Origin of the sequence: Paraburkholderia sp. RL17-373-BIF-A (genome assembly GCF_046030175.1) — a bacterium.
GTDB lineage: Bacteria > Pseudomonadota > Gammaproteobacteria > Burkholderiales > Burkholderiaceae > Paraburkholderia.
This window is the reverse complement of sequence record NZ_JARESO010000154.1, coordinates 1-4,605: the sequence shown is the minus strand read 5'-3', so window position 1 is coordinate 4,605 and position 4,605 is coordinate 1. Positions and strand designations below refer to the sequence as shown.

Annotated in this window: 3 protein-coding genes and 1 pseudogene; 3 read left to right on the top strand and 1 reads right to left on the bottom strand. The window is 59.1% G+C overall.

The genetic code is table 11. The features are described from left to right. Positions 1-152: 152 nt before the first annotated feature. The 3 genes from P0D80_RS48705 to P0D80_RS48695 are packed head-to-tail and all read left to right on the top strand — an operon-like array spanning position 153 to position 3,342. Positions 153-1,403: a tyrosine-type recombinase/integrase gene (locus tag P0D80_RS48705; protein WP_408295535.1), complete on the top strand. Its 1,251-nt coding sequence runs from the start codon at positions 153-155 to the stop codon at positions 1,401-1,403. Beyond that, the gene (locus P0D80_RS48700) at positions 1,400-2,341 is read left to right on the top strand and encodes a tyrosine-type recombinase/integrase (RefSeq protein WP_408295532.1); all 942 of its coding nucleotides are present in this window, start codon (positions 1,400-1,402) and stop codon (positions 2,339-2,341) included. Before P0D80_RS48705 ends, P0D80_RS48700 begins: the two co-directional genes overlap by 4 nt. Then, positions 2,338-3,342: a tyrosine-type recombinase/integrase gene (locus P0D80_RS48695; RefSeq protein ID WP_408295529.1), complete on the top strand. Its 1,005-nt coding sequence runs from the start codon at positions 2,338-2,340 to the stop codon at positions 3,340-3,342. The genes P0D80_RS48700 and P0D80_RS48695 overlap by 4 nt, the downstream gene beginning before the upstream one ends. An 88-nt stretch (positions 3,343-3,430) precedes the next feature. Here P0D80_RS48695 and istA read toward each other — a convergent pair. After that, a pseudogene (istA, locus tag P0D80_RS48690) lies at positions 3,431-4,411 on the bottom strand (IS21 family transposase); the annotation flags it as partial. Positions 4,412-4,605 lie beyond the last annotated feature (194 nt).

Genomic DNA, 4,605 nt, shown 5'->3' with positions numbered 1-4,605 from the left:
CCCTCTGCTTTGTGTGGCCAAGCGATTTCTGTGGTCTTGGCGCTGATGAGCTGCTTCCGGCGGAGATCCTCGCAGTCTGAAGACCACAGAAGCAGGTCTCAATTTGAGGAGCAATATTACCTTTCCGCTTTCTCGCGGAAGGAGGACTCCTCATGTTCGATCAACTTTTCAAGGACCCGGCTGCAGTTGCCCGTCACACCACCGCGCCGCTCTACCGCGAGCGGGTTCGATACCTCGAGTACATGCAACGCCATCAGGCTTCCCGCAAGACCTTGATTCGCAATGCAACGTACATGATGCGGATAGGAGAGGCATTGAGATGGACGTTACCGGATTCCTTCACCGCTGCTCAACTTGGCAAGCTCGCAGATCGATGGCGTAACCGTCGAGCGACTAATCCTACCCGCACCGATGGGGAAGCATCCCGAACGGCGTATGTATCGACAGCGACGAACTGGATGCGTTTTCTTGCACGACTGCAAGCGTTGACCGGCGAGCAGCCTGGGTCGGAACAGATCGCGGCCTACGCTCGCTTCATGCGCGACGAGCGTAATCTCTCTGCACTAACAATTCGCACGCGTAGCGGTCGCGCCTCCGAGTTTCTCCGGCTCGCCAATGCCGAGGGCTATGACATCCGTCGACTTGACTGGAAAGCCATCGACCTCATTCTCGCCTCGAAGGGAAGCCGCGATGGTCTGACGCGCGCGTCGATGCAAACCTATGGCTACAACATCCGCAGTTTCATCCGCTACTTGGAAGAACACGGGCAATGCCGACCCGGTTTATCGTCGTCGATACAACCGCCGCGGGTATATCAAGGCGAGGCAGTACCTGCCGGTCCGTCCTGGCCGGAAGTCCTTCGTGTCCTTGAGAATCTCGAGGCAAACCGGCCCGGCGCGATTCGTGATCGCGCGATCTTGATGATGTTCGCGGTGTACGGATTGCGTGTGGCCGAAGTGCGCCGACTGTGTCTCGACGATTTTGACTGGCAGGAAGCGCTTTTTCGCGTGCATCGTTCCAAGCAAAGCCCACATGTTGCTGTGTTTCCATTGGCCGGCGACGTAGCGGATGCTCTTGCGAGGTACCTGCGCTTTGTTCGAGTGAAGTCTGATCGGCGGGAGCTGTTTCTCCAGTTGCGTAGTCCATATCAACCACTTGGCAGCAGCGCGATCTGGCAGGTTGTGAATCGTCAGCTGAGGCCAATGGATCTGTTGATCAAACACAAGGGACCGCATTCCTTGCGGCACGCGTGTGCGACCCAGCTTCTCGGACGAGGTCTAACGATGAAGGAGATTGGAGATTTCCTCGGACACTGCCATCCCGCCACCACGGCGTTATACGCGAAGGTCGATATCAACGGCTTGCGCCAGGTGGTTGACGTTGATCTCGGGAGGTTTCTATGAAGCTCGCTGACGTAGTCTCACTGTATATGCAGGTTATCCACGCCAGTGGATGTAAGGGCGATAGTATTCATGGCGTGCTTGTCTTGTTTGCCAAGTACGTGGGAGGTGAGCGGGAACTCAGTTCGATTTCGCAGACGGAGGTTCGAGCATTCCTCGATGGGAATCTACCGCTCAGCCGCTATTGGCATCGCAAGCATTCTGCTCTCGTGGGCTTCTTCCGCTTTGCGCTCGCACGCGGCCTGGTATCTGCCATTCCTCTACCTGCCAGGACACCACGTTGCTATCAGGATTTCCAGCCCTATGTGTATTCCGAGGACGACGTCGACCGACTGATCGCTGCGCTTGAGTGTGCCCGCGCGACGCCGATTGAAGCACGCACCCTTCGGGTCCTCGTGCTGCTTTTATACGGGACCGGCCTACGACTGTGCGAAGCACTGCACCTATGCCTCGCAGATGTGGATTTGCCGCAGCAGATGCTCACGGTTCGCGACACGAAGTTTTACAAGACACGATGGGTTCCAATTGGAATGCAACTCGTCCACATCCTGCACGAATATATGGTGGCGGTTCACACATCCATCAGCATCGAAACTCGCGACGACACGCCACTGTTTGTCCGTCGTGACGGTGGTCGGCCAACCGGGAGCGGCATCCGACGCGCATTTGCAAGGCTCAGGTCAAAGGCTGGCGTTCGGCGCAACGACGGCGCCCGGTATCAGCCGCGTTTGCACGATATGCGGGCAACGTTCGCTGTACATCGCTTGACCACCTGGTATCAGCAAGGTGCCGACGTGCAGCGACTTCTTCCTCTGCTGTCGACCTATCTCGGACACGCGAGCATAGCGGCCACCCAGGTCTATTTGCCTATGTCGCCAGAACTTCTCGTGGAAGCGTCGAACCGTCTCGGACGATACGTCGCGCTGGAGAGCCAGTCATGAACGATCTGAACCTGTTGGCCCCATGGATTAAACGCTTCCTGGCCGATTACCTCGTCACGGTAAGATGTGTGGCGCGAAGCACGCAATTGAGCTACCGCGACACGCTGGCCAGGCTCATTCGCTACGTGGCGGGCGAACTCCGAACGCGTCCTGACCTGCTGAAGCTCGACGACATCAGCAGAGACCTGATCAACCGATTTCTCCCAACAGCGACGACCGGTAAAGCTGTGGGCGCGAGAACCCTCAACCAACGTCTCGCGGCCATACATAGCTTCGCGCGATTCGTGGGCGAATACGGACCAGAGCACCTGGAATGGTCCGGGCGTGTCTTAGCGATCCCATTCCGTAAGTTCGCACGCCCCGAGATTCCCTACCTTGAGAAACCCGAGATGGATGCACTTCTTGCTGCGGCAGACTTACGAACGGCACAGGGAAGGCGTGACCATGCGCTGCTGATGTTCCTGTACAACACTGGTGCGCGAGCGACAGAAGTTGCACAGGTTAAGGTTGAGGATCTGCAATTGCAGTCGCGAGATGGCAACGGCAACGCGTTTGTCAGATTGCTGGGCAAAGGCAACAAAGTTCGATTATGTCCCCTCTGGCCGCAAACGGCAGCGGAGATCTCGGCACTGATTGTTGGTCGGCCAGCTGACCAGCATGCATTCTTGAACCGGCGTGGTACGTCGATTACTAGATTCGGAGTCCACTCACTGGTGGAGCGCTGCGCGAAGCGCATCGAGGCGAGGTTCCCTGCAGTCGGTGCGAAGCGGGTCAGCCCGCACACGATTCGCCATACAACGGCCACCTACCTCCTGCGCTCGGGTGTCGACATCAACACCATCCGCGCGTGGCTCGGCCATGTGTCGCTCAACACCACCAACATTTACGCACAGATCGACCTGGAGATGAAGTCGCGTGCCTTGGCGCAACTGCAGCCATCCGGCGAGGCGCCGCGGCGCCGAATGGAATCCGACCTGCTGCGATTCCTGCGCTCACTTTAACTGGATTTCTGTGGTCTTTAGACTGCGAGGATCTCCGCCGGAAGCAGCTCATCAGCGCCAAGACCACAGAAATCGCTTGGCCACACAAGATGTGAACCGTCACTGTCTTGAAGCGCGCGAGCTCATAGGGCTGTGCCGGCAGCGGCTGCAGTGCCGGCGCGTCCAGCTGGGCGAATGCGCTGGCGCGACATCCCGGCAGCTTCTGGAACGGCCTCTCATTCAGGTTCTTGAGCAGCGGGCGGATCGCCTCATTGACCGAGTGGACCGACTCAAACCGGTGATGACACAGGCGCGCCATGATCCAGCGTTCGACCACCTGGACCGCAACCTCTACCTTCGGTTTGTCCTGCGGACGATATACGCGTGCAGGAAGGAATGACGTGCCGTAGTGACGCGCAAAGTCCAGCACGGTGTCGCCGGCGCGAGGTTCATAGCGGTCGGGATCGGCAATCATCGCGCGCGGGTTATCCGGCACGATCAGCTGCGGCACGCCGCCATAGAAGGTCAGCGCACGTGCGATGCCGCCCAGCCAGTCCTCCATCGTTTCGGCTGGCGTCGCGCATGCGAACGTGTAACTCGATGCGCCCATGGCTGCCACGAAGATGTGCGCGCGGCGTCCAGTCGTCAGCGGCAACGTGGGGCCGGCGAAGTCGACAAACAGTTTCTCGCCGGCGCGGTGAATCTGACGCATCGAGCGCTTCAGGCGTTTCGTGAACGCCTTGTAGTGCTCGCAGAACTGCGTATAGCGGTAGGTCTGCCGGTCCGCGAACTCGGCCTGGTACTCCTCCCACAGCAACGTCAGCGTCATGCCCTTGCGACGCAGCTCCTGGTGGATGCGTCCGTAGTCGGGCTGGGCGTAGCCTGCTGGCCCCGTGGGCTTGCCGAGGAGCCGCCGCTCGAGGTCGCCTTCGTCCATATCGCAGGCGCTTGCCCAGTCCAGCCCGGCGGCACCGGCCAGTCCTATGTACTTCGTGACCACGCCCTTGGATATGCCCAGTGACGCGGCGATCCTCTCGTGCGAGAAACCGCCGTCGAATTTAAGTCGTAAAACGTCCTTGATCATGCGCATGTTCATCCGGTGCGCGGGCATGCTCTCTCCGGCAAAAGCCGGCGAGCATAGCCCGCGTAGTTGATGTCATGCGCAACGCCAATCCTGCCTTCCGGTCCGCTCGGTCACGTTCCCGAAATGCCCGGTCACGTTGCCGAAATCGCCGGTCACCATCCCGAAACGGCCGGTCACGTTCGTCCGAAATACGCAATAAG

Bases quoted from the DNA above. Each gene is read 5' to 3' on its own strand.
- P0D80_RS48695 (WP_408295529.1), top strand. From the start codon at position 2,338: ATGAACGATCTGAACCTGTTGGCCCCATGGATTAAACGCTTCCTGGCC.
- P0D80_RS48700 (WP_408295532.1), top strand. From the start codon at position 1,400: ATGAAGCTCGCTGACGTAGTCTCACTGTATATGCAGGTTATCCACGCC.
- P0D80_RS48705 (WP_408295535.1), top strand. From the start codon at position 153: ATGTTCGATCAACTTTTCAAGGACCCGGCTGCAGTTGCCCGTCACACC.